Source organism: Acetobacter tropicalis (genome assembly GCF_001580915.1).
GTDB lineage: Bacteria > Pseudomonadota > Alphaproteobacteria > Acetobacterales > Acetobacteraceae > Acetobacter > Acetobacter tropicalis.
Genome location: NZ_LHZQ01000220.1, coordinates 1 through 23,946, shown reverse-complemented (window position 1 = coordinate 23,946; position 23,946 = coordinate 1). Strand labels below are relative to the sequence as shown.

Sequence of the window (23,946 nt, the reverse complement as noted above, 5' to 3'; positions counted from 1 at the left end):
AATACGCTTATATCCGCTCCAGTTAACGATAGATCATAGCGTGACTGGTGAATGATGCTGAGAAGAAGAACCCTCGTTTGTGGGACTATGTCCTCGCTGCTCTTACCTGCATTCGCCCGCAGCGCTGCTTCGGCAAAGCATGTCAAGAAGGCGAGCAGCCCGGCTGCAACGGGGAGCTATGCTGCCTTTCTGGCAGGTGTTCGACGGGAAGCCATCCAGCAAGGGCTTTCCGCTTCAATGCTGGATGAAGCCCTGGCTTTGACAACGCAACCAAATGCCAAGGTTTTGAAAGCTGACCGGCATCAGCCGGAATTCACCCTTACGTGGGCTCAGTATAAAGACCGGGTGATCACGGACAAGAAAATTTCAGATGGTCAAAATGCTGTTGCGCAACGCACGGCCCTGCTTAGCCAGATCAGTCAGGCCTATGGCGTGGACCGTGGTGCCATTGCGGGAATCTGGGGGCTGGAATCTGCTTACGGCACCAGAATGGGAACCTACCATGTGGTCGATTCCCTTGCGACTCTGGCTTTTGATGGCAGACGATCCAGCTTTTTCCGTGCCGAACTCTTCAAGGCACTTCACATTCTGAACAACGGTGACATCACGCCCTCCGGCATGTTGGGAAGCTATGCGGGTGCTATGGGACAACCACAGTTCATGCCCAGCGCTTATGAACGTTACGCAGCCAGTTTCCCGGCAGGGGGGCGGCGCGATATCTGGAATAATGAAGCAGACGTTTTTGCCTCTATCGCAAACTATCTTGCCAAATGTCATTGGCAGGCAGGAGAACCTTGGGGCGAACAGGTGCAAGTGCCTGATACGCTGGATCAGTCCCAGATTGGTCGTGCTGCCGTGCATCCCGTTTCCTACTGGGCGGGCTTGGGCGTAAGGCCTCTGTTAGGCGGAGGCTTTTCTCGGCCGGGTCTGGAAGGGGCGGTTATCCGCCCGGATGGTGCAGGTGGGGAAGCCTATATGGTTTACCACAATTTCAACGTGATCCGCCGTTACAATCCTTCAGACTTCTATGCTCTGGGAGTCGGTCTTCTAGGTAGTGCCATAGTGTGAAAAAAGCCGTTCTGCTGTGCTGTGTAGGGGTTGTGGCCTGTTCCAGGCCGGTGCCCAAGGTTCAGCCTTCCGTACATTATGTGGTGGGGTCGGGCTGGCAGGTGGAAAATGCTTGGTTCTATCCCAGAGAGGATTTTTCCTATCAGGCAACAGGCTTGGCTGTTCGTCAGAAACAGGAAAAGACCGCATCAGCGCTAACTACGGATGGTGAAGTGCGTGATGACGCGACCATGACAGGAAGCCATCCCACCTTGCAGTTACCTGCGGTGGTTACGGTGATGAACCTGGATAATGGGCGGGAAGTAACGGTCCGGTTGAATGATCGGGGCCCGAAGGAAATTGGTCGCCTGCTTGGCTTGTCACGTAAGGCAGCGGATCTGCTGGGAATGGGAACCGCGCCAGCGCGTGTAAGAATTGTGGAAGATGAAGCAGCCAGCCGTCATCTTGCTGAAATCCTGCCCGGTGGCCCCATGTTGCAGATCAATGCGGCTCCACTGGAAACGGTAACCCAGACCCAGTTGAAAGAAGCGAAGGCAGGGGCCAGAGTCGGGCGCGCCGTTCCGGCTGTTCAGCAGTCTGCGCCGCAGGAAGCTACAGTGGCAGGTGGTCCCATCGTTCTGTCTGATCTCCCCGCGACATGGCGGCAGGGGATGCCTGTTGCTGGTCAGTTCTGGGTCGAGACGGCCGATTTTACATCCCGTTACGCTGCCGCCCGAGAGGCGGCCCGTCAGGGAGCGTCTGTTGTCCCTTCATTTACCCAGCAGGGAAAAATGTGGGCTGTCCGTCACGGACCGTTTGCGACTATAAGCGAGGCGGATGTGGCCCTGAGGCATGCCCTTGCTGATGGTTTAACCGGATCTCATATTGTCGTCGAATAGGAAAGAACGTGCATACTCGCCGGTTTCTTCTCGCAGGGGGTGCGGCCCTTGCCTCCACTGGTTATTCATTCAATGCGTTTGCCCGTAAGGTAAGGGGTGGCGCGGCCCATGCGCATGTACCTGCCGCAGCAGCGGCCACGCAGCCTGCTCCCGTACCGGAAACGCCCGCCATTACGCCGGTAGGGCCGGTGGATACCGTAGCGCGCTGGGCCTGCATTCTGGATTACAACAGCGGCGCAACGTTGCTTGAAAAGGCAGCGGATGAACGGATGCCGCCTTCATCTCTCACCAAGATGATGACGGCGTACGTTACCTTCACCATGCTGAAATCTGGCCGCCTGAAGCTGGACCAGACCCTGCCTGTGAGCGAAAAAGCGTGGCGCATGCAGGGATCACGGATGTTCGTGCCATTGGGGCAGAGCGTTTCTGTTGAAGACCTTATCCAGGGTATGGTGATCCAGTCTGGTAATGATGCCTGCGTGGTGTTGGCTGAAGGTATCTCCGGGTCGGAAGAGCAATTCGTCGCCCTGATGAATGAGATGGCAGGGAAGTTGGGGCTCACTAACTCACATTTCTTGAACGCAACGGGCTGGCCTGCTGATGGCCACTATATGTCCGCACGCGATGTTGCGTATCTTGCCTTGCGCCTCATCCATGATTTTCCAGAATATTATCATTATTTCTCGGAAAAAGAGTTTTTCTTCAACAAGATCCGGCAGGAAAACCGGAATGCTCTGGTGGTCAAGGGACTGGCAGACGGCCTGAAGACTGGCCACACGGATGCAGGTGGTTTTGGTCTATGTGCATCGTCTGAACGGGAAGGGCGTCGCGTCATTCTGGCTCTGAATGGCATGCCAACGTCCAATGTTCGTGCCCGTGAGAGCGAGCGGTTGATGGGGTGGGCGTTCGCCAACTTTGAATCCGCAAAAATTCTCAGCAAAGGGGATGTGGTAGAACAGGCTCCCGTATGGATGGGGCAGGTTCAGACAGTCCCCTTGGTTGTGGCCCAGGACTTCACCATGCTGTTGCCCCATGGCTGGCGCAACTCAACGCATGTGTCTTTGGATTATCAGGGACCGTTGGCTGCTCCCCTCAAGCAGGGGCAGCCTGCTGGGCAACTGACGGTATTGTTGCCGGGTGGTCGACAGGCGCTGGTACCCGTTGTGGTCGGGCAGGATGTGCCAGCGCTGGGTGTTCTGGGGCGTGCGGCCCGCAGATTGCATCTTTAAGACATGAGTAAAGGTCTGTTTATTACGCTGGAGGGTGGAGAAGGCGTAGGGAAGTCCACGCAGCTTAAACTGCTGCAGGCAGCACTTCTCTCCGCTGGTGTGGATGTTGTGACCACGCGGGAACCTGGTGGTTCTCCGGGAGCCGAAGAATTACGGCAGGTTCTTCTGTTTGGTAAACATCCGCTCTCTCTCCGGGCAGAGATACTAACGCATTTTGCGGCACGATATGATCATGTTGATCAGGTGATCACGCCTGCGCTGGAAGCCGGGAAAGTGGTGGTGTGTGATCGTTTTACGGATTCCACGCTGGCTTATCAGGGTTATGGTCGCGCAGAGGGAAACCCGGATGTCTTGCGTCTGATTTCTCGTCTGCAGGAGCAGTTGGGGCGTGATCCGGATATGACGTTTCTGCTGGAAGCTCCGCGGGATGTCGCTCGGCTACGGCTGGCAGCGCGGGGGGCTCCAGTTGATCGTTATGAACTGTCAGATGAAGGGTTTCACGCCCGGGTTCTGGCGGGTTTTCAGGAGATCGCCCGGCAGGATACCGGCCGCGTCCGCCGTATCAGTACGGATGGCCTCTCACCAGAGGCGGTCAATGCCATGATTGTCAAAGATATTCGCGCACGTCTTCAGTAAAGGACTATCATGCAGGAGGACCCGCGCCTTGCATCGCTGTATCTGCAAGGGCATGAGGCCGCTTTGCAGGCCTTTCGCACGGCTCTTGCTTCCGGACGAATGCCTCATGCGTGGCTTATTACCGGGCCACCGGGCATAGGCAAAGCGACGTTCGCATTTCGCGTGGCGCGCCTTATATTGGGCGGAGAAGATGCAGATAGTCCGGCAGGGCGGCGCATCTCCGCAGCAACACATGCGGATCTGCTGGTCGTTAGCCGAAGTTTTGATGAGAAACGGCAGCGGTTTCGTGGTGAAATTGTTGCGGATGAGGTCCGGCCTATTAACGCGTTCCTGCGCCGCACAGCGGCGGAGGGAGGTTGGCGCGTTGTGATTGTGGATGGTGCGGAGTGGCTCAACAGAAGTGCCGCCAATGCCCTTTTGAAGATTTTGGAGGAACCGCCTCCGCAGGCTGTGCTTTTATTGACTAGTTCTGCTCCGGGCCGGTTGTTACCCACCATTCGCAGCCGGTGCCGTAAGCTTGATCTGGCTCCCCTTGATACGCATAGCCTGCAAAGTGTGATTGTTCGGCAGGTGCCGGACGTTTCTCCGGCTGACATGACGCGTATGCTTGAAAGCGCGCAGGGAGCACCCGGAAGAGCGCTTGCCCTTCTGGCGGATCAAGGCGGTAAGATGGCTGATCTGGCGCAGGAAGCTGTGGCGGGTGTTTCTGTCAGCCGATCCTATCAGATTGCGGAAGCTGTTTTGCGCAAAGACGACGGTTTTAATTTATTTTTCAGTCTGTTATCTGATTTTCTTCAGAATAGGGCGCGTCAGTCCGCACGGCAGGGGCTTAATCAGTCCAATGCTCTTGCTCAGGCTTGGGAGGCCATTATGCGTCTTCAGGGCGAGACGGAACGCTTCAATCTGGATAAACAGGAATCTCTTCTCCAAGCCATGACCATTGCGAGTAAAGCATGACCGGCCGTTTTTATGTCACGACCCCAATCTATTACGTGAATGGCGCTCCCCACATCGGGCACGCCTATACCTCCGTTGCTGCGGACGTCATGGCGCGTTTTCACCGGCTGGCGGGGGACGAGGTCTTTTTTCTGACCGGAACGGACGAGCACGGCCAGAAGGTGGAACAGGCTGCACAGGCAGCAGGTATTGACCCCAAAGTTTTTGTGGACCGCGTTTCTGCGGATTTCCGGAACATGGCGGATGCCATGGCCATCTCCTATGATGACTTCATTCGCACGACGGAACCGCGTCATATTACCGGTGCGCAGGCTCTTTGGCAGAAAGTGGCGGAAAGTGGTGCCATCTATCTGGGGGCGTATGAGGGATGGTACGCTCTTCGGGATGAGTGTTTCTACGGTGAAGATGAACTGCTTGACGGGCCGGAGGGCAAGAAAGTTGCTCCTACCGGCGCACCTGTCGATTGGGTGAAGGAGCCCTCCTATTTTTTCAAGCTGTCAGCATTTCAGGACAAATTGCTGGAACTGTATGAAAGTCATCCTGACTTTCTAGGCCCCAACAGCACCAAGCGCGAGATTGTCAGCTTCGTGAAGCAGGGGCTGCGCGATCTTTCCATCAGCCGCACCAGCTTTAAATGGGGCATTCCCGTGCCGGGGGATGAAGCCCATGTGATGTATGTCTGGTTTGATGCTCTGGCCAATTACCTGAGTGCGCTGGACTACCCTAATCCTGACGCGCCCCGTGCTGCGTTCTGGCCTGCAAATCTGCATCTGGTGGGCAAGGATATTGCTCGTTTCCATGCCATTTACTGGCCAGCCTTCCTGATGGCTGCCGGTATTGAGGTGCCAAAGAAGATTTTTGCCAATGGCTGGTGGACCATTGAAGGCCAGAAGATGAGCAAATCTTTGGGCAATGTGGTCGACCCGCGTGATCTGGCAAAAGAATTTGGTGTGGATGCCGTCAGGTTCTTCCTGCTGAGGGAAGTACCGTTTGGCGGAGACAGTGATCTTTCCCGCAAGTCCCTGATCACGCGCAACAACGTGGAACTTGCGAACGATCTTGGCAATCTCTGTCAGCGCACACTCTCTTTGGTTGCCCGAAACTGCGACGGTATCATTCCAGAGCGTCGGGCGCTGACGGAAGCTGATACCCATCTCCTGGGGCAGGTGAGTGTTCTGCCGGAGTTGATGGCCGCCCAACTGGAACGCTGTGCATTGACGGATGCACTGGAAGACGTCTGGAAAGTAATCCGGGCAGGCAATGCCTACATTGATCATCAGGCTCCGTGGGCGCTGCGTAAGACCGATGTCGAAAGGATGAAAGACGTTCTGCGGGTTCTGCTGGATGCATTGCGCGGTATTGCTACAGTGCTTCAGCCGTTCATGCCGCAGAGCATGGATCGCATGTTGACCCAGCTTGGGGTTGAAGATGGTGAGCGGACATTCGCTGCACTGGAAAACCTGCTTCCGGCTGGGCGCAAGCTGCCAGCGCCACAGGGTATCTTCCCGCGTTATGTAGAACCCACGGCAGAGCCTTCATGAGTTCTACCATGGCAGGACTGATCGATTCTCATTGCCATCTGGATCACTTCACGGCGGAAGAAATTCCCGTGCTTCTGGCAGCAGCCAAAGAAGCGAACGTGAGTGGTATGGTCACCATCGGTACGCGTCTGGCACGTGCTGACCAGCAAAAAGCACTGACACAGTTCAGCACGCCTGACGTGCGCGTGTGGTGCAGTGTGGGCACGCATCCAGACCATGTTGAGGAAGAGCCCGTGCCCTCCGTGCAGGCGATTGCGGCATGTGCAGATGCCCCGGAAGTAATTGGGATCGGCGAGAGTGGTCTGGATTATTTCCATGGGGAAGAAAGCGTGCGCCCCCTTCAGCAGGAGAGCTTTCGGCAGCATATCGGGGCGGCCCGCGAGTTGAACGTGCCGATCATCATCCACGCGCGACAGGCGGATGAGGATATTGCGCAGATCCTCCGGGAAGAAACAGAGGTTGGGGCATTCCCTATTCTGCTGCATTGTTTTGCTTCCAGCGCCGCACTGGCCCAGTGTGTTGTCGATCTGGGAGGGTATGTCAGTTTCTCCGGTATTTCGACGTTTCCGAAATGCGGTGAGTTCCGTGAGGTAGCCCGTACCCTGCCGGCTGACAGGATTCTGGTGGAAACAGATTCTCCTTATCTGGCTCCTGTGCCGCGGCGGGGTAAAAGGAATGAGCCCGCGTATGTGGCCTATACCGCAGCCTGTATTGCAGAGGTTCGGGGTCAGGAGATGGCCGACTTCACGCGCATGACCACTGAAAATTTTTATCGGCTGTTCCGGAAGGCGGCATGAGTGGGGAGAGGCCGGGAGAAATGAAGGTCACCATTCTGGGGTGTGGCGGCTCGGCTGGTGTGCCGATGCTGGGAGGAGAAGATGGGCACGGCATCTGGGGGCGCTGTGACCCAGCGGAGCCGAAAAACCGTCGCTCCCGTGCCTCTATTTTCCTGGAGATGGGGAATGGCGAAAATATTCTGGTGGACACCAGCCCGGATATCCGGGCTCAGCTTCTGACAAACGGAATCAAGGCGTTTCGTTCCATTTTTTATACCCACGCTCACGCAGACCATATCGCGGGGCTGGACGAAGTACGTGGGATCAATCGTATTATCCGGCAGCCAATTAAGGCTTATGGCGCGGCTTCAGTGCTTGATGAAATCCAGACGCGGTTTGATTACGTCTTCAAACCATGGACATCACCTGAATTTTTTCGTGCGGTTGTTGAGGCCTGTCCTGTGCCAGAGCAGGGACAGTTTGAAATGGCAGGCTATCTTTTTACCGTATTTCAGCAGGTTCATGGCCGTATCCATTCCAGCGGATTGCGGTGTGGAAATTTTGCCTACAGCACGGATGTGGTTGAGCTAGGCCCTGAATCCCTGGATGCCTTGACCGGGGTTGAGACGTGGATTGTCGATTGCTTTCAGCAAAAACCCCACAGCGCTCATGCATGGCTGGAACGGGTTGTGGAATGGCAGGATATCCTTCAACCGCGGCGAACCATTCTGACCCATATGGGAACGGATATGGACTGGCGTTGGATGAAAAATAATCTGCCAGACACCATGGAGCCAGCATGGGATGGTATGACCCTGAGCGTGGATGAGCCTGCTCCCATTTCTGCGCGAGCGTCTGTTTCCTGCTCCTGAACTATGACCGCTTTTCTCTCTTTTTCCTGCCTCTCGCCCATCCCGTAAAAGGGAGGGAACGAGACGCAGTATTATGCTTGCCGGGTTAGCGGCTCATCAGAACGGTGAGGTCCGCATGTTCCAGAACATGACGGGTTACGCCGCCCAGAATAAGCTGGCGCAGGCGGGAATGGGAATACGCGCCCATGGCCAGCATGTCCGCATCGAAATCCTTACAGGCCGCCAGAAGCCCTTTGCCAACATCCCGATCTACCGGGTTGAAGGCAACCGCATCTGCCTTGATGCCATGGAAAGACAGGTAATCCAGCACATCCCGCGCTTTGGGACCGCGGCGCTGATAATCCTCACAATGCAGCACACGTACAGCGTCCGCGGTCAGAGCCCAGGCCAATGCTCCGCGCAGTGCCGAGGAGGATTCCGCTGTACCATTCCAGCCGATACAGACCCGTTTGATAAGGCCCTGCGGTGGAGTGCGCGGTGCGATGACAACGGGACGCCCGCTGTCAAACAGGACGGCATGCAGGGTTTCGGAGGAAGAAACTTCTTCTCCTGAATCCGGGTGAGGGACCAGCGTAAAGTCAGAAAGCCGTGCGTGAGCAGGTACGATCTCGCTTTCCGCGCCGGAGAGAATATTGAAGCTCATGCTTGGCTCATCCCATGGGAAGGGAGAGCGTGGGGGCACAACCTGAATATCCGGATGGGTGGCGGCAAACTGCTCAAAAAGCTGGTGCACTTCGTGCGCGTGGCGGGCGCTTTCATGCTCTGCGGAGCGCATCAGGTCTTCCACCATGGCACCCGAAAGTCCTTCGCCTGCCATAGGCGCAATGTCTCGTCCATCTGGACGGACATGCAGCACGGCAAGGTGCGCCCCAAACCGGCGGGCAAAATTATAACCGCGTATCAGAGCCGCTTCACCATTTGAGATGCTGGGCAAGGGAAGCAGTATTTTTCTAACGTCTTTCATTCTTTTTATGTCCCCATCTCTCATTCAACGCTGTCATAAAATGGCTGTTAAGGATACAGCCGGGTTACATTCCATTCATTTCCATCGGGTGTCCATCTGGCCCGATCATGCAGCCGGTAAGGCCGCTCCTGCCAGAACTCAAACGCAGCAGGAGCCACTCGGTACCCGGACCAGTTGGCCGGACGCGGAATATCGCCCTCTCCATACTGTTCTTCAGCCGCTTTCAGGCGTGCTTCAAAAATGGAACGGTCAGCCAAGGGGCGGGACTGGTCAGAGGCAATGGCCCCCAGCCGTGATATCCTGCTCCGACTCGCAAAATAAGCATCGGCTTCCTCGGGTGTTACCGGTGTGACCGTTCCTTCAATCCGGATCTGTCGCCGCAGACTCTTCCAATGGAACAACAAGGCAACATTAGGGTCTGCGGCCAGTTCCTCGCCCTTGCGGCTGTGCTGGTTGGTGTAAAAAACAAAACCACGCCGATCCATGCCCTTCAGGAGAACGATACGTGCGGAGGGATGGCCATCGGGCGTGCTGGTGGCCAGCACCATGGCGTTGGGGTCAGAGGGCTCGGTTTTTTCGGCTTCTTTCATCCATGCGGAAAAGAGCTCAAATGGGTCTGCGTTCAGATCAATAAGTGTCTGTTCAGTCATGCTGTCCTCTTTGTCTCGCATCGGATGGTCAAAGGGTGCGAGCCCGTCTCTGTTTTCATACTGCTAATGGCGGAGGGTGAGGAGAGGCGATTACTGCCAGTGGTCTGCTTTTCTTGAGAAACCAGGGAAATGCGGTTGAGTAGAGTGCCTGACAGTTTTCATTTTCCCGGTGTAATCAGCAGGTATGTGGCAGACGGGCAGGTTTTCAGCCCAAGGACGAACGCAAGGTCTTGTTTAGTCCGTGCGGGTATGCGACCACCCGACTTAAAGTTCTTGCACATTCGTAAACAGATAGGTCGAGGTTTGCAGCATGTCGTCTCATGACACCACATTGCCCGCAAAGGGTACGCTGATGCAGGGTAAAAAAGGGTTGGTCATGGGGGTGGCCAATGATCGTTCCATCGCATGGGGAATTGCCAGCGCAGTGGCGGCTCAGGGCGGGGAAATGGCCTTTACCTATCAGGGTGAAGCTCTGGGCAAGCGCGTGACACCTCTGGCCGAAAGCATTGGCGCATCCCTGGTGCTGCCATGCGATGTGACTGATGATGCAGCTATTGATGCCGTGTTCACAAAGCTTGAACAGGAATGGGGTGAGCTGGATTTTGTGGTGCACGCCATTGGCTGGGCTGATAAAAAATATCTGCGTGGCCGGTATGTGGACACCCCGCGGGATGCGTTTCTGACGGCGCTGGATATCTCCTGCTATTCCTTCACGGCCGTTGCACAGCGTGCAGCGCGTCTGATGAAAAATGGCGGCTCTCTGCTTACCCTGAGCTATCTGGGGGCCGAGCGCGTGATGCCGCATTACAACGTGATGGGCGTCGCAAAGGCGGCTCTTGAGGCCTCCGTGCGTTATATGGCGGCTGATCTGGGTAAGGATGCCATTCGGGTAAACGCCATTTCTGCTGGCCCGATCAAGACTCTTGCTGCCAGTGGCATTGGTGATTTCCGTTATATCCTCAAATGGAACCAGTATAACGCACCGCTGGAACGCAATGTGGCTCTTGAAGAAGTGGGGGGGGCCGGGCTCTACATGCTTTCAGACCTTTCTTCCGGCGTGACGGGTGAAGTTCATCATGTGGATAGCGGCTACCACATGGTGGGCATGAAAAATCCGACCGCACCTGATATTTCTGTTGCTGGGGACTAAGTAAAACCGTGTCCTACAACACCTTTGGCCAGATGTTTCGTGTTACCACATGGGGGGAAAGCCATGGACCGGCCATTGGCTGTGTCGTGGATGGCTGCCCGCCGCGTCTGGCGCTGACAGAAGCTGATATCCAGCCTTTTCTGGACCGTCGGCGGCCGGGGCAATCCGCCTTTACCACCCAGCGGCGTGAGCCGGACGCGGTGCGTATTCTGTCTGGCGTGTTTGAAGGGCAGACCACAGGTACACCTATTTCCCTGCTGATTGAAAATACGGACCAGCGGTCACGGGATTATGGTGATATTGCCCAGACCTACCGCCCCGGCCATGCAGATCTGACCTATGATCTGAAATACGGTATTCGCGACTACCGCGGAGGGGGGCGGTCCTCCGCGCGTGAAACAGCCTGCCGTGTGGCCGCCGGAGCAATCGCCCGGCGTCTTTTGGGGGACGATATTCGTGTGCGTGGCGCGCTGGTTCAACTTGGCCCGCACAAAATTGACCAGAGCCGGTGGGACTGGGAGGAAGTGGAGCGTAACCCCTTTTTCTGCCCCGATGCTGCGGTTGTTCCGGAATGGGAAGAATATCTTTCCGGTATCCGTAAAGCTGGTCTTTCCATTGGGGCGGTGATTGAAGTCGTCGCTGAAAACGTGCCAGCAGGTCTGGGAGCTCCTGTTTACGGGAAACTGGATTCAGACCTTGCTGCGGCACTGATGAGTATTAACGCCGTTAAGGGAGTGGAAATTGGTGACGGCTTTGCCGCCGCTGCCCTGACCGGCGTGGAAAATGCCGATCCGCTTTTCATGGAAAACGGGAAAGTGGCGTTTGGGGCTAATCATGCAGGCGGCATTCTGGGAGGCATTTCCAGCGGGCAGCCGATAGTGGCGCGGTTTGCAGTCAAGCCCACCAGTTCCATGCTGACCCCTGTTCCTTCCATCACGCGTGATGGACAGGAAAAAGACGTCATCACCAAAGGGCGGCATGATCCCTGTGTGGGTATTCGTGCTGTGCCGGTGGGAGAAGCGATGATGGCCTGCGTGTTGGCAGACCATCTTTTGCGGCACCGAGGCCAGATCGGCTGATCAGGCGACCAGTGTCGCATCCAGCGTAATTGTTGCCTTGAACAGTTTGGAGACAGGGCAGCCTGTCTTGGCTTTGTTAGCCAGTTCTTCAAACTGTCCCTTGGACGCGCCGGGAACGTCAGCCTTGAGTGTCAGGGCAACGGCGTCAATTTCAAAACCGTCAGCCGCTTTGTTCAGGCTGACCTCGGCCTTTGTGTCGATGGATTTTGCCGTAAGCCCCGCGTCACCCAGAATAAGGGAAAGCGCCATGGAGAAGCAGGCAGCGTGGGCCGCGCCCAGTAATTCTTCCGGATTGGTGCCGGGTTTGCCTTCAAAGCGTGTATTAAAGCCATAAGGCTGCTGGTTCAAAGCCTGACTTTCTGTAGAAACTGTGCCTTTGCCTTCCTTGATGGGACCTTCCCAATGGGCAGTGCCGAATTTCTTGATCGCCATATCATCTTCCTTTGCAATACGCGTTGACGGGTCGCGGTGTGAACGTGCGCAATACGCGGGGGTTCAGTGCAATGCTGCTCCGCTCTCGCAGAGATGAGAAGATGTTTGCAGCGAAGGTGTGGCATATGACTCTCCCATAGGTGCGGCTCCGTCTGCCTCTGCTCTTGCGTCATGGCAGGAAGCGCTGCATTCGGAAATGCTTTCCGGCACTGTTCTTTTTGTGCGGACAAAACAGGACAGGGCTGACCAATTCGGAGACCATGATGAGTTCCACCACGACCGATACCTCTTCTTCCGTTGATGTCGTCCTGATTGGTGGAGGCGTAATGAGCGCCACGCTCGGGGCTTTTCTTAGACAGCTTCAGCCAGACTGGAGCATTAGTATTTTTGAACGCCTGGATAACGTGGCGGAAGAAAGCTCGGATGCCTGGAACAATGCGGGCACCGGCCATTCCGCGCTGTGCGAACTCAATTACACCCCGCAGCAGGCTGACGGCAGCGTGGATATCAGCAAGGCTGTTGCCGTTAACGAATCCTTTCAGATTTCCCGTCAGTTCTGGGCGTATCTGGTAGAGCAGGGGATTATTGCTACCCCACGTGATTTCATTACGCCTGTGCCGCATATGAGCTTTGTATGGGGCGATGCGAATGTCAGCTTTCTGAAGAAGCGGTATGAAGCCCTGAGCGCTCATCCCCTGTTTGCAGGCATGGAATATTCGGAAGACCCTGTGCAGATGGCACAGTGGATGCCATTGACCATGAAAAATCGGCCTGCTGGCCAGAAAATGGCTGTAACCCGGAGCCTGAACGGCACGGATGTGAATTTTGGGGCTTTGACACGGCTGCTGTTTGGGTATCTGTCCAGCACCCCGGCCTGTACGTTGCATACCAGACATGAAGTGCAGGATATCAAGCGTGGGAATGATGGACGCTGGCATGTTCAGGTGCAGGATTTACGCCTGAATACCCAGCGTACGGTCAGTGCAAAATTTGTGTTTATCGGGGGTGGTGGTGGGGCGCTCCCTCTACTCCAGAAAACGGGTATTCCTGAATCCCGTGGCGTGGGTGGTTTCCCGGTCAGCGGCCAGTTCCTGCGCTGTAAGAACCCGGATATCATCGCCCAGCATCATGCAAAGGTTTACGGCAAGGCCTCCGTGGGGGCTCCTCCCATGTCTGTCCCGCATCTGGATACCCGGATGATTAATGGTCAGCGGGCGCTTTTGTTCGGGCCGTATGCAGGGTTCTCTACCCGTTTTTTGAAAAACGGCTCTCTGCTTGACCTTCCCAAATCCATAAAATCCAACAATATAGGTGCCATACTGGCGGTGGCAAAGGACAATTGGCCGCTGACCAAATATCTGATCCAACAAGTTTTGCAGTCAAACAGCGAGCGGATAAGCGCCTTGAGGGACTTTGTGCCGGAGGCTCGCTCGGAAGACTGGGAATTGGTGACTGCAGGCCAGCGTGTGCAGATCATCAAGAAAGATGCCAAGAAAGGCGGCGTGCTTCAGTTTGGTACAGAAGTCATCGCCAGTCAGGATGGTTCTGTGGCTGCATTGCTGGGGGCATCTCCCGGAGCCTCCACTGCTGCCCCAATCATGTTGACGGTGCTGAAAAAATGTTTCGCAGAGAAGCTTCCTGAGTGGGATTCCAAGCTCAAAGAGATCATTCCTTCTTTCGGACAGACACTGGCCGATAATCCCGCACTTTGCACGCAACTGCGTGACAAAACGACGGACGTTCTGAAACTGAAGGAATAGAAAAGCCAAAATTGTCTGGGTTGCTTTTCGGGGCCCAGACAATTTTTGGCGTTTAGGGGAATGGGAAAAGCTTGAGCGTGAAGTCTATGGGAGCATGGTGCTGAATACCATGCTCACGCCTGTGCATGCGCTGGTGATTTTCGCTGTTTTTCCGCTGGTACGGTCAGCACGCAGTACAAATGATACCAATGGCAGAGTATTGAAGTCATCTTTCAGGACACGTCCGAAATACTCATATCAGCCCGGTGCCACCAACACTCAGCCCCAGCCCGCCCAGTGGGAATGAGCTCATCCGGGTTGCCGCTAAAGGTAACCGTGTTGGTCGGGGTTTCCTGCAAGGAAAGCTCGGTGCAACGCAGCATATCTCCCTCCGCACGCAGGAAGGCCGAGATCTTTGCCATCATGAGGCAAACCATCAGTTCCGTGGTGGGGTCGCCGGGGGTGACGACAATCCGGCGTGCGCGTTCCGGTTCATGGGTCTGAAACCAAGCCAGAAGAGGATCATCTTCCGCCAGTTGCAGGGCATGATCCAGCTTTTCGTCCACAAAACGGTGCCAGGTGCTTTTGGCTTTTTGGAATGAAACGGGCATATTGCCTTTACCATCCAGCCGGACCTGCTGGGTGGGAGACAATTTTACAGTGACAAATTCATTATGCCCATGAGGCAGAGCACAGGACTCGCTGGCACCATGAATAAGCCGGTGGCCCATGGAAAAGCGGCGGGTAAAAACCAGATCAGGCATGAGCCTTCTCCGCTTCATAGTCTTCCCATCCCGCACGGCGGAGATCACAGGCAGGGCATTTTCCGCAACCGTGGCCCCATGAATGCAGAGCAGTCCGTTCACCCAGATAACAGGTATGGCTTTCACGGTTGATCAGTGTCACCAGATCATGGCCGCCCAGTTCTTCTGCCAGATTCCATGTTTCGGCTTTATTGATCCACATCAGTGGGGTGTGCAACACACAGCGCGCGTCCATGCCCAGATTGAGGGCCACCTGAACGGCTTTTATGGTGTCATCACGGCAGTCTGGATAACCGGAATAATCGGTTTCACAAACACCGGTAACAATATGCCTTATGCCGCGCCGCGCCGCGAGGGCAGCAGCAAAGGTGAGAAAGATGATGTTCCGCCCCGGCACAAACGTGTTGGGAAGGCCGCCTTCCGCCATGGCAATTTCAGCATCCCGTGTGAGGGCTGTTTCCGAGATATCGCCAAGAGCACCGAGAGCTAATGTATGGTCCATGCCCAGCCGTTCCGCCCAGAGAGGGTTTTGATGGCGCATTCCTTCACGCAGGGCTTCCCGACAGTCCAGTTCCACCGCGTGGCGCTGACCATAATCGAACCCCATGGTTTCCACGCGACCAAAGTGGGCGAGCGCCCACGCCAGGCAGGTGGCGGAATCCTGTCCTCCAGAAAACAGAACGAGTGCTGATTCTTTTTGAGCGTTGGCAGGGAAGGGCATGGATCAGGGAATACCGGTCAATTTGTGTGTCTGGAGAGAAAGGCCCCATTTGGGGTGAGCCATACAATAGCGGATGGCAGCCTGTATATTGGCGTTTTGGTCAGGGCCATCCATGGGTTGTAGCCAGAAATATTTGAAATCAAGGCTTTCCAACAGGGCTGGATCAAGGCCCGGTTGCGGGAAAACAAGCTTGAGTTCTGTTCCTCGCTTCTGCTCAAGCTGGGCTCCAGCTTTCGGACTGATGCACAGCCAGTCGATCCCTGCCGGCGCCTCCACAGTGCCGTTGCTTTCGACTGCAATGTTAAAGCCTCGCTGATGCATGGCATTAATCAAAGCAGAATCAAGCTGGAGGAGGGGCTCTCCTCCTGTAAAGACAACAAGCCCAGGTATGGCAGCGGAGGCAGGCTTATCAGGCCACAGGCTTGAAATGGCATCCGCTAATGCATCTGCATGCTCGAACTTTCCGCCACCTTCGCCATCTGTGCCAATAAAGTCTGTGTCACAGAATTGGCATATTGCTTTGGAGCGGTCTTCTTCTCGTCCGGTCCATAAATTGCAGCCAGTAAAACGACAAAATACGGCGGCGCGACCAGCCTGTCCTCCTTCACCCTGCAGGGTGAGGAACATTTCCTTTACAGAATACGTCATTATTTTCCGGTTTCAGATTCTGCTCAGGCCTGAGCAGAGTCCAGACCAATACCCGTAGTGTGCATACCCAGACGATCAAGCAGAAGACGGTCGCGCTGCGCCTGGGGGTTAGGAGTGGTCAGCAGGCGTTCTCCATAAAAAATGGAATTCGCCCCGGCCAGAAAGCACAACGTCTGGGTTTCATCGCTCATATTTTCACGACCTGCGGCAAGGCGCACCCTGCTTTTTGGCATGCTAATACGCGCAGCAGCAATCATCCGCACAAAATCCAGCGGATCAATTTCTTCAGCTTCCCCTAGGGGTGTACCTTTTACGCGTACCAGCAAATTGATGGGTACGCTTTCAGGGTGCGTGGGGAGAGTAGCGAGGGCTGCAATCAGGCCAGCACGGTCTGTTTCGTTTTCACCCATGCCAACAATGCCGCCACAACAGACATTGATGCCAGCGTCCCGCACATGAGAAAGCGTGTCCAGCCGGTCTTGGTAAGTGCGGGTGCTGATAATTTCCCCGTAGAATTCCGGTGAGGTATCAAGGTTATGGTTATAGTAATCGAGGCCGGCATCCTTGAGTTTTCCGGCTTGTCCAGAATCCAGCATGCCTAGTGTCACGCACGTTTCCAACCCAAGTTCTTTTACACCTTCCACCATGGCGCACACGGTTTCCAGATCATGCTCCTTGGGTGAGCGCCAGGCCGCCCCCATACAAAAGCGGCTGGCTCCGGCATCCCGTGCCTTGCGGGCTTCTACCAGCACATTTTCCACGGCCATCAGACGGTCCGCTTTTACACTTTTTTCATGCCGGGCGCTTTGGGGACAATAAGCGCAATCTTCAGGGCAACCGCCTGTTTTAATGGAAAGCAGAGTAGAGATCTGGATATCGGTTGGGTCAAAAAAAGCGCGGTGAATAGTCTGAGCACGAAACATCAGTTCCGGAAAAGGGAGATCTAGCAGGGCCTGAATGTCAGCTACCGTCCAGTCATGACGGATATCAACGCCGGTTGCGTCAGGCGCAGCCGTGGCGGAGGAGGGACGGGAAACAGGGGAAGAACCATCAGGCATGTGAGAAACCAGATTTTTTTATGATTTGGAGATCGTAGCATATCTGCTTTGCAGCATGAATGCCAGCACGGCAGATGAGGGCTGTAAAAGGTATTTCCGTTGAGCGCGGTGGCGCCTCTAAAAATCAGTCACGGTAAGCTGAGGATTTTTTGCGCCAGATTTAAGATAAGTTTTTATCTCTGTCTCTGTGCTGATGGTTGGGGCTCCAAGTTCCCGTTTCAGGTGCTTAGATATAGCGCTAATGAGCACATCTAATTGGTGTTTTAGCCGATTATTGGGGGGAACTTAGTCTAACGCTTTGGTTTGTTCCCACACAAATAGTTCTCCCGCTGCATTCAGGTTTTTGCTGTGTGGGTTGTGAAGGAGGGTGTCTATGCATGGCGTTGAGAACAGGCATGACAATTTCCGAAACTTATGCCTACAACAAGCCATACAGGTCGGAATAGGAGCGGGGGAAGAAACCTGCTTTTGGCCGAGCCATTCTGCAGGAATTAGACAGGATAATTAGGTCATGAAGCAGATTTTTCAACACGCCGCTCGGGTAACTCTGATGGCATGCACGCTGGGCGCTCTGGCTGGTTGTCAGACACATCACGAGGACCGCTCCACGCAACGGGTGCGTCCATTGCGGATGCCGAACCCGGCAACACTCTATTGTACCAAGAAAGGCGGCACTCTGACTGCCCAGCATGACGACAAGAAAGGGCAAGTGAACTTTTGCCATCTGCCGGACGGAACAGTAATGGAGGAGTGGGCTTTGTTCCGTCGTGACAATCCTAAACCACCAGCACAGTAACTCGGGGTCAGATTCTTTCAGATTGTCGCGTTAGAAAAGCAGAGGTGACCGCACACTGACATGGTGAGAGAAAGTGTGCGGTCGAAATCATCCTGAGCAATCCGATATTGCAGTTCCAAGCCCATAATAGCGGCGGCATAAAAATCGCATAAGATATATTATGCCAACTAAATGATGTGGCGCAGGTTTCTTCCTTCTGTAAGCTTAACATCCTTCTTGTGGCTTGAAACCGTCTGGCGCGCTGTCCATGTCTCTTCCATCAACGCCAGACTTGAACGGGTTGTGTAGTGGGATGTCAGAACTGGACATAAGTCGCCTCAAGGCCGCAAAATTATTGCTGGTTGTGATTGGGGGATACATCCCAAGGATGCGGTATGTATCACGGAAATTCAGCGTGGTTCATGGCGCTTGACGAAAGATGCCTTGAGGGTTGTGAATAGCTTGAATGCAAATTTCGCGTTCCAGTGGGGTGAATTGTCCTTGAAGATGCCTGTTTTCGTGTGTAATTGAGGCCAAACACGGCAATCATTGGCTTTTTCTGGAAAGTGCTTTTATGTCTGTTGAACCACAGGTTCTCTCCGCTCTGCGTGCAGAAGAAGATGATCCTGTAAAACTTTTGCGGTTAGCGTCTCTGCTTCTGAAAGATAGAATTGCGGTTCTCTCTTCCTTTGGGGCTGAGTCTGCCTTGCTTTTGGCGTTTGTGGCGGAAGCCGCTCCGGATATGCCGGTGTTGTTTCTAGAAACAGGTAAACATTTTCCAGAAACATTGGCGTATCGGGCAGAACTGGCCCGTTTCCTGGGGCTCACTAATGTGCAGGATGTAAAGCCTTCGCCTGCGGCTCTCAAAGAACGCGATCCTTCAGGAGAGTTGTGGGCGTTTGATCCTGATGCGTGCTGCCAATTGCGTAAGGTTGAGCCGCTTGATGCAGCCTCCCTGCCCTTTGCAGTTTTGGTGACGGGCCGCAAGCGTGGTCAGGCAGTAACCCGGGCGGCACTCCCGGTGGTGGAAGAAAAAGCTGATGGTCAGGTTCGGCTCAATCCACTGGCTGCATGGACAGGCAAAGACATTACCGAGGAAATGGCGCGGCGAGGCCTGCCCCCACATCCTCTGGTGGCTGAAGGGTATCTTTCCATTGGTTGTGGGCCCTGTACCCACCCTGTTGGTGATGGTGAAGATGCCCGTGCCGGGCGTTGGGCAGGTCATTCCAAAACAGAGTGTGGTATCCATACGGCTGGGTGATGGATATTTTCTGGCCTCTACGGGTTCACATCTATTTTTCTAGAAACGGGTTTTGATCGTAACATGGACCATCTTGATCAGCTTGAGGCGCAAAGCGTCTTTATTCTTCGGGAAGCCTATCGCAAGCTTCGCCCTCTGGCCATGTTGTGGTCGCTGGGCAAGGATTCCAATGTTATGGTCTGGCTTGCCAAAAAAGCCTTTCTTGGCCGTGTGCCGTTTCCGGTTATGCATGTGGATACGGGCAAAAAGTTTCCGGAAATGTATGCGTTCCGTGATGAATACGCCAAGAAGTGGGATCTGGAGCTGCTGCTTGGAACATGCCCACCCGTAGAGGAAATGGACCCTTCACTTCCGCCTGCTGCGCGTTCCGCCGCTCGTAAAACGGCTGGACTTGCCGCCATGATTGAAAAGCATCAGCTGCAGGGTGTTATTGCTGGTATCCGGCGTGATGAACAGGGTACGCGCGCCAAAGAACGTGTGTTCAGCCCACGTGGTGCCAGCCACAAATGGGATATCCGGAACCAGCCTCCTGAGTTCTGGGACCAGTATGCGACACCGCATGAAGAAGGGATGCATATCCGTGTGCATCCGCTGCTTTCATGGCGTGAGATCGATATCTGGCGTTATATTGAGCGTGAAGGCATTCCGCTGGTTGATCTGTATTTTGCCAAGGACGGCAAGCGTTATCGTTCTCTGGGTGATCAGGACATCACCAACCCAGTAGAGAGTAACGCGGCGACGGTTGCAGAAGTGATTGCCGAGCTTGAAACCACCCGCACATCTGAGCGCGCAGGCCGCGCCATGGACCATGAGTCCGAAGATGCGTTTGAACGGCTGCGTGTTGCCGGTTATCTCTGATCTTTAGTGCGGACTGGAATTTCATCATGAGCCAAAGTCTTATTTCGTCTCAGGACGCCGCAACGCCTATCGTTATTGTCGGGCATGTTGACCACGGAAAGTCCACCCTTATTGGGCGGTTGCTTCACGATACGGACAATCTTCAGGAAGGTAAGGTTGCCCAGATTATTGAGTCATCCAAAAAGCGCGGCCTGAAGATCGAGTGGAGCTTCCTGCTCGACTCTCTGCAGATTGAGCGTGATCAGGGTGTAACTGTTGATTCCACGCGTATTCCTTTCCTGCTCGGCGGACGGGAATTTGTGATTGTGGATGCGCCGGGACATCGCCAGTTTCTGCGCAATATGATTACAGGCGCTGCGGACGCTGAAGCTGCCGTGCTGGTGGTCGATGCTGCTGAAGGTGCGCGTGAGCAAACCCGTCGCCACGCCATGTTGCTGCATCTTATTGGAATCCGGCATGTCATCGTGCTGCTGAACAAGGTGGATCTGCTTGATTTTGACCAGAAGAAGATTGAAGCGGTTGAACAGTCTGTCTCTGAACTTCTCGGCAAGCTCGACCTTGAAGCAGCCCTCTTCGTGCCGGCATCTGCCCGTGACGGAGACAATATTGCCGCCCGTTCCGATCGTATGCCGTGGTATAAAGGCCCGACGCTGACGGAAGCTCTGGCGCAGGTGCCCTCACCTGCTTCACGCGCCAACCTGCCTCTGCGCCTGCCTGTGCAGGATGTTTACCGCTTTAATGATAAGCGGTACGTGGCCGGGCGTATCGAACGTGGGCGTGTCCGCGTTGGTGACACGGTTATTATCGGCACACAGAAAACCCCTGCTCGCATCGCCTCCATTGAAAGCTGGCACACGGCTCCACAGGTTTCTGCTGTGGCCGGGCAATCTATTGCAGTTACACTTGAGCCAGATGTTATTCCTGACCGTGGAGACCTTCTCCATTTGCCGGAAGCCCCTCCTGTTGAGGCTTCCCGTATTCGCACACGTCTGTTCTGGCTGCGTCAGGAACCCTTGCGGGTTGGGGAAAGCTTCAAGCTCCGTCTGGCTACGGCAGAACATGCAGTAACGGTCACCTCCATTGATTCCGTCCTGAATCTGGAAGACCTGACCGAACAGCCTGGTGAAGAAGTGCCTGCTGAAGGTTTTGCTGAAATCACTCTTTCGGCCGCAGAAAATGTGCAGTTTGACCCGTTTGTGCCCGGTACGGCGGACGGTCGTGGTGTGCTGGTGGACCGTCAGCAGCGTATTGTAGGTGGTGCCCCGCTTATTGAGGCAGCAACCATTGCTGCCGGTGAAAAAGTGATTCACCCCAGCGCCAGCACCGTTACCCTTCAGGATCGGGAGCGCGCCAAGGGGCATCGTGGGGGCGTGTTCTGGCTGACTGGGCTCTCTGGTGCAGGAAAAAGTACTCTCGCTCGTGGCGCAGAAGCTGCATTGTTTGCTTCCGGCCTGGATGTAACGGTGCTGGACGGCGATACTTTACGTTCAGGCTTGTGCAAGGATCTTGGCTTCTCTGAAGCGGATCGGACAGAAAATGTAAGGCGTGCGGCAGAAGTGGCTCGTATTCTGCGGGATGCTGGCGAGATTGTGCTGGTTGCCCTGATTTCTCCGTTGCAGTCTGACCGTGCTCTGGCGCGCCAGGTTATTGGGGACGGATTCGCGGAAATTTTTGTGGATGCGGATCTGACCACCTGTGAACAGCGGGACCCCAAAGGGCTGTATGCAGCCGCACGGTCTGGAAAGATCACTGGGTTCACCGGGATTGATGCGCCGTATGAAGCGCCTCAATCCCCTGCTCTTCACCTGAAAACGTCCTCGGGCACAGCAGAAAGTGTTGTCAAAACGCTTGCTGCGTTTGTGAAAGACGCCACGACATTATCTAGCGTGACGCAGGTTCGTTCCTGATTTGTAAGAGAATGTTCGTTTAAGGCCCGGTTTCTGATTTGTTAAGAAACCGGGTGTGGCGTGCAGTGAGGAAAGTGACATGGCTGATGTTTGGCCTCACATGCCGTTACCGTCTGGCGCAGGTCATGTGCGGTATTGTGAGGATGCTGGCATCACCAAAAGTCTCTTTCTTGAAATGTCTATGCTGTAATGAAGCAGACGTTTTTAACCTTCCTGCGAGGCGGTGAGTCCGCTCTGCCCGGCTACCGGCTGTCACTTGCGGCAACGCTTGTGTGGACCGGCTTTTTTATTATCCTGCCGTTATGTGCGCTTGCCATAAGGCCATGGCAGGATGGCATGGGGGCGGTGGTCGGCGCGCTGCATGATACGCGCATGTTTGCCGCTCTCTGGACCAGTTTTTCCTGTGCAGCTATGGCGGCGCTCTTCAATATTCCGCTGGGGCTGATTCTGGCTTGGGCGTTGGTGCGAGGAGAGCTGCCGGGCCGCAGATTTGCGGATGCATTGATCGATCTGCCTTTAGCGCTCCCTACCGCTGTATCTGGCATAACATTGGCTACGCTTTACGGGCCTCAAGGCTGGTTGGGGGCTCCCTTGGCCAAGTTGGGCATCGTGGTGGCGTATAGTCGCCCCGGTATAGTTCTGGCTCTCATGTTTGTTGGGCTTCCTTTTGTCGTCCGTACAGTGGAGCCCGTGCTGAAAAACCTTCCTCGTGATCTTGAAGAAGCCGCCGTGCTGTTGGGAGCGAGACCTTGGCAGGTTGTTATCAGGGTGGTGCTGGCACCATTGGTCCCCGCCTTGATTACAGGGTTTGGGTTGGCGTTTGCGCGTGGAGTGGGAGAATACGGTTCTGTTATTTTTATTGCAGGAAACCAGCCCTTTCGCAGTGAAATAGCCCCCCTGCTGGTAGTGGTAAGGTTGCAGGAGTTTGACTATCCCGGCGCAACTGCCATTGCCCTTGTATTGTTGCTGACATCTCTGGCCGCTCTTGCTCTTGTCGGTCTGGTGCGGCGGAAGTTCTCGGCGTGGGGAGATGCCGCATGAAAACCTACCTGCTCTGGGTAGTCTCGTGGGCTGTTATCGCCATTGTTTTGCTCATGCCGCCTGCTGTGGTGGTGACCGAGGCCCTGAAAAACGGGATTGGCCCTGCCCTCGAAACGCTGAAAGATCCGGATGGCATTGCGGCGATCTGGCTGACGCTAGAAGTGAGTGTCGTGTCTGTTGCTCTCAATACGCTGTTTGGGGTTCTGGCAGCGTGGTTGTTGACGAAATACCGTTTTCCAGGGCGTTCAGTATTACTTGTGTTGGTAGAACTTCCTCTCAGCATTTCACCCGTCGTGTCCGGTTTGGTCTGGTTGTTACTGTTCGGGGCTCAAGGCTGGTGGGGGCAGGCTCTGGAGCAGGCAGGGATTCATGTTGCGTTTGCTGTGCCTGGCATCATGCTGGCTACGTTGTTTGTAACGCTGCCGTATGTGGTGCGCACTCTGGTGCCGCTGATGGAGCAGCAGGGACGCGATGCGGAAGAGGCCGCAATGCTTGCAGGTGCAGGGTTCTGGCAAATTCTGTGGCGTGTCACATTACCCGGCGCGCGAGTGGCTCTGTTTTCAGGTGTTTTGCTGACAACCGCGCGTGCCATGGGGGAGTTTGGCGCTGTTTCTGTGGTTTCCGGGCATATTCCGGGGCTGACCGAAACCATGCCTTTGCACATTGAAAGTCTTTATAATGGGTACCAGACTGTTGCGGCTTTCACCATGGCAACGCTCTTGGCGGTCATGGCTATGAGCGCGGTTCTGCTGCGTTCCGTGCCCGAATGGATCACCCGTTGGCGGGAGAAACAGGCATGAGCGTTGTAATCCAGAATCTGGTGCGGAATGCCCCGGGCACACGGAAGCGCCTCCTGAATGATGTCTCTTTGGACGTGCCAACCGGCTCATTCGTGGCATTGGTGGGACCATCAGGTGCGGGCAAGACTACCTTGTTACGGGC

25 protein-coding genes are annotated in these 23,946 nt (G+C 55.1%); 18 read left to right on the top strand and 7 right to left on the bottom strand.

The window, feature by feature from the left end; genetic code table 11:
* Positions 1-54: 54 nt before the first annotated feature.
* From AD944_RS13620 to AD944_RS13585, 8 genes are read left to right on the top strand one after another with little or no spacing between them, the layout of a single operon-like run.
* Entirely contained in the window at positions 55-1,068 is a 1,014-nt protein-coding gene (locus AD944_RS13620) for a lytic murein transglycosylase (protein ID WP_045541993.1), read from the top strand.
* Positions 1,065-1,946 (top strand): septal ring lytic transglycosylase RlpA family protein, encoded by an 882-nt coding sequence (locus tag AD944_RS13615; protein WP_045541915.1) that lies wholly within the window; start codon positions 1,065-1,067, stop codon positions 1,944-1,946. Before AD944_RS13620 ends, AD944_RS13615 begins: the two co-directional genes overlap by 4 nt.
* 8 nt (positions 1,947-1,954) lie before the next feature.
* A complete protein-coding gene (locus tag AD944_RS13610; protein WP_052427127.1) occupies positions 1,955-3,175 on the top strand; it encodes a D-alanyl-D-alanine carboxypeptidase family protein in 1,221 nt (406 codons plus the stop codon).
* A gap of 3 nt (positions 3,176-3,178) precedes the next feature.
* Entirely contained in the window at positions 3,179-3,811 is a 633-nt protein-coding gene (tmk, locus tag AD944_RS13605) for a dTMP kinase (RefSeq protein ID WP_035381801.1), read from the top strand.
* Between the two features lie 9 nt (positions 3,812-3,820).
* Positions 3,821-4,768, top strand: coding sequence for a DNA polymerase III subunit delta' (locus AD944_RS13600; RefSeq protein ID WP_006557610.1), 948 nt, complete (start codon positions 3,821-3,823; stop codon positions 4,766-4,768).
* Complete coding sequence (metG, locus tag AD944_RS13595) at positions 4,765-6,309, top strand: methionine--tRNA ligase (protein WP_045541917.1); 1,545 nt, start codon at positions 4,765-4,767, stop codon at positions 6,307-6,309. The genes AD944_RS13600 and metG overlap by 4 nt, the downstream gene beginning before the upstream one ends.
* 8 nt (positions 6,310-6,317) lie before the next feature.
* Positions 6,318-7,106 (top strand): TatD family hydrolase, encoded by a 789-nt coding sequence (locus tag AD944_RS13590; RefSeq protein ID WP_035382030.1) that lies wholly within the window; start codon positions 6,318-6,320, stop codon positions 7,104-7,106.
* 20 nt (positions 7,107-7,126) lie between these two features.
* Positions 7,127-7,957 carry an MBL fold metallo-hydrolase gene (locus AD944_RS13585; RefSeq protein ID WP_045541918.1) on the top strand — a complete coding sequence of 277 codons (831 nt, stop codon included), beginning with the start codon at positions 7,127-7,129 and terminating at the stop codon, positions 7,955-7,957.
* A gap of 85 nt (positions 7,958-8,042) precedes the next feature.
* On the opposite strand, the gene AD944_RS13580 is transcribed toward AD944_RS13585, so the two are convergent.
* Complete coding sequence (locus tag AD944_RS13580) at positions 8,043-8,921, bottom strand: universal stress protein (protein ID WP_006557606.1); 879 nt, start codon at positions 8,919-8,921, stop codon at positions 8,043-8,045.
* Positions 8,922-8,968: 47 nt separating this feature from the next.
* Positions 8,969-9,571, bottom strand: a complete 603-nt coding sequence (pdxH, locus tag AD944_RS13575; protein ID WP_081473518.1) for a pyridoxamine 5'-phosphate oxidase — start codon at positions 9,569-9,571, stop codon at positions 8,969-8,971.
* 310 nt (positions 9,572-9,881) lie between these two features.
* Here pdxH and fabI point away from each other — a divergent pair, with 310 nt between their 5' ends.
* Entirely contained in the window at positions 9,882-10,721 is an 840-nt protein-coding gene (gene fabI / locus AD944_RS13570) for an enoyl-ACP reductase FabI (RefSeq protein ID WP_006557604.1), read from the top strand.
* An 8-nt stretch (positions 10,722-10,729) separates the two neighbouring features.
* The gene (gene aroC, locus AD944_RS13565) at positions 10,730-11,800 is read left to right on the top strand and encodes a chorismate synthase (RefSeq protein WP_045541919.1); all 1,071 of its coding nucleotides are present in this window, start codon (positions 10,730-10,732) and stop codon (positions 11,798-11,800) included.
* Here the strand turns inward: aroC and AD944_RS13560 are convergent, their stop codons facing one another.
* Positions 11,801-12,232: an OsmC family protein gene (locus AD944_RS13560; protein WP_045541920.1), complete on the bottom strand. Its 432-nt coding sequence runs from the start codon at positions 12,230-12,232 to the stop codon at positions 11,801-11,803. It abuts the gene before it with no gap.
* Between the two features lie 260 nt (positions 12,233-12,492).
* On the opposite strand from AD944_RS13560, the gene AD944_RS13555 reads away from it, so the two are divergent.
* The gene (locus tag AD944_RS13555) at positions 12,493-13,992 is read left to right on the top strand and encodes a malate:quinone oxidoreductase (protein ID WP_254906927.1); all 1,500 of its coding nucleotides are present in this window, start codon (positions 12,493-12,495) and stop codon (positions 13,990-13,992) included.
* A 212-nt stretch (positions 13,993-14,204) separates the two neighbouring features.
* Here the strand turns inward: AD944_RS13555 and AD944_RS13550 are convergent, their stop codons facing one another.
* The 4 genes from AD944_RS13550 to bioB are packed head-to-tail and all read right to left on the bottom strand — an operon-like array spanning position 14,205 to position 17,162.
* Positions 14,205-14,735 (bottom strand): 6-pyruvoyl trahydropterin synthase family protein, encoded by a 531-nt coding sequence (locus AD944_RS13550; protein WP_045541922.1) that lies wholly within the window; start codon positions 14,733-14,735, stop codon positions 14,205-14,207.
* Positions 14,728-15,456, bottom strand: coding sequence for a 7-cyano-7-deazaguanine synthase QueC (queC, locus tag AD944_RS13545; protein ID WP_045541923.1), 729 nt, complete (start codon positions 15,454-15,456; stop codon positions 14,728-14,730). Before queC ends, AD944_RS13550 begins: the two co-directional genes overlap by 8 nt.
* A 3-nt stretch (positions 15,457-15,459) precedes the next feature.
* Positions 15,460-16,104 carry a 7-carboxy-7-deazaguanine synthase gene (queE, locus tag AD944_RS13540; protein ID WP_045541924.1) on the bottom strand — a complete coding sequence of 215 codons (645 nt, stop codon included), beginning with the start codon at positions 16,102-16,104 and terminating at the stop codon, positions 15,460-15,462.
* A 23-nt stretch (positions 16,105-16,127) separates the two neighbouring features.
* Positions 16,128-17,162, bottom strand: a complete 1,035-nt coding sequence (gene bioB, locus AD944_RS13535; RefSeq protein ID WP_035381818.1) for a biotin synthase BioB — start codon at positions 17,160-17,162, stop codon at positions 16,128-16,130.
* 511 nt (positions 17,163-17,673) lie between these two features.
* Between bioB and AD944_RS13530 the strand changes: the two genes are divergently transcribed.
* The 7 genes from AD944_RS13530 to AD944_RS17615 all read left to right on the top strand — a co-directional run.
* Positions 17,674-17,958: a putative hemolysin gene (locus tag AD944_RS13530; RefSeq protein WP_081939119.1), complete on the top strand. Its 285-nt coding sequence runs from the start codon at positions 17,674-17,676 to the stop codon at positions 17,956-17,958.
* Between the two features lie 553 nt (positions 17,959-18,511).
* Positions 18,512-19,198 carry a phosphoadenylyl-sulfate reductase gene (locus tag AD944_RS13525; protein ID WP_045541925.1) on the top strand — a complete coding sequence of 229 codons (687 nt, stop codon included), beginning with the start codon at positions 18,512-18,514 and terminating at the stop codon, positions 19,196-19,198.
* A 63-nt stretch (positions 19,199-19,261) separates the two neighbouring features.
* Complete coding sequence (cysD, locus tag AD944_RS13520) at positions 19,262-20,056, top strand: sulfate adenylyltransferase subunit CysD (RefSeq protein ID WP_035381821.1); 795 nt, start codon at positions 19,262-19,264, stop codon at positions 20,054-20,056.
* Between the two features lie 26 nt (positions 20,057-20,082).
* Positions 20,083-21,963, top strand: coding sequence for an adenylyl-sulfate kinase (gene cysC, locus AD944_RS13515; protein WP_045541926.1), 1,881 nt, complete (start codon positions 20,083-20,085; stop codon positions 21,961-21,963).
* 189 nt (positions 21,964-22,152) lie between these two features.
* Positions 22,153-23,004, top strand: coding sequence for a sulfate ABC transporter permease subunit CysT (cysT, locus tag AD944_RS13510; protein ID WP_045541927.1), 852 nt, complete (start codon positions 22,153-22,155; stop codon positions 23,002-23,004).
* On the top strand, positions 23,001-23,804 hold the full coding sequence (locus AD944_RS13505) for a sulfate ABC transporter permease (RefSeq protein WP_035381827.1): 804 nt from the start codon (positions 23,001-23,003) through the stop codon (positions 23,802-23,804). Before cysT ends, AD944_RS13505 begins: the two co-directional genes overlap by 4 nt.
* Positions 23,771-23,946, top strand: a 176-nt coding sequence (locus tag AD944_RS17615; RefSeq protein ID WP_346190219.1) for an ATP-binding cassette domain-containing protein, incomplete at its 3' end; no start/stop codon positions are given. The genes AD944_RS13505 and AD944_RS17615, both read left to right, overlap by 34 nt.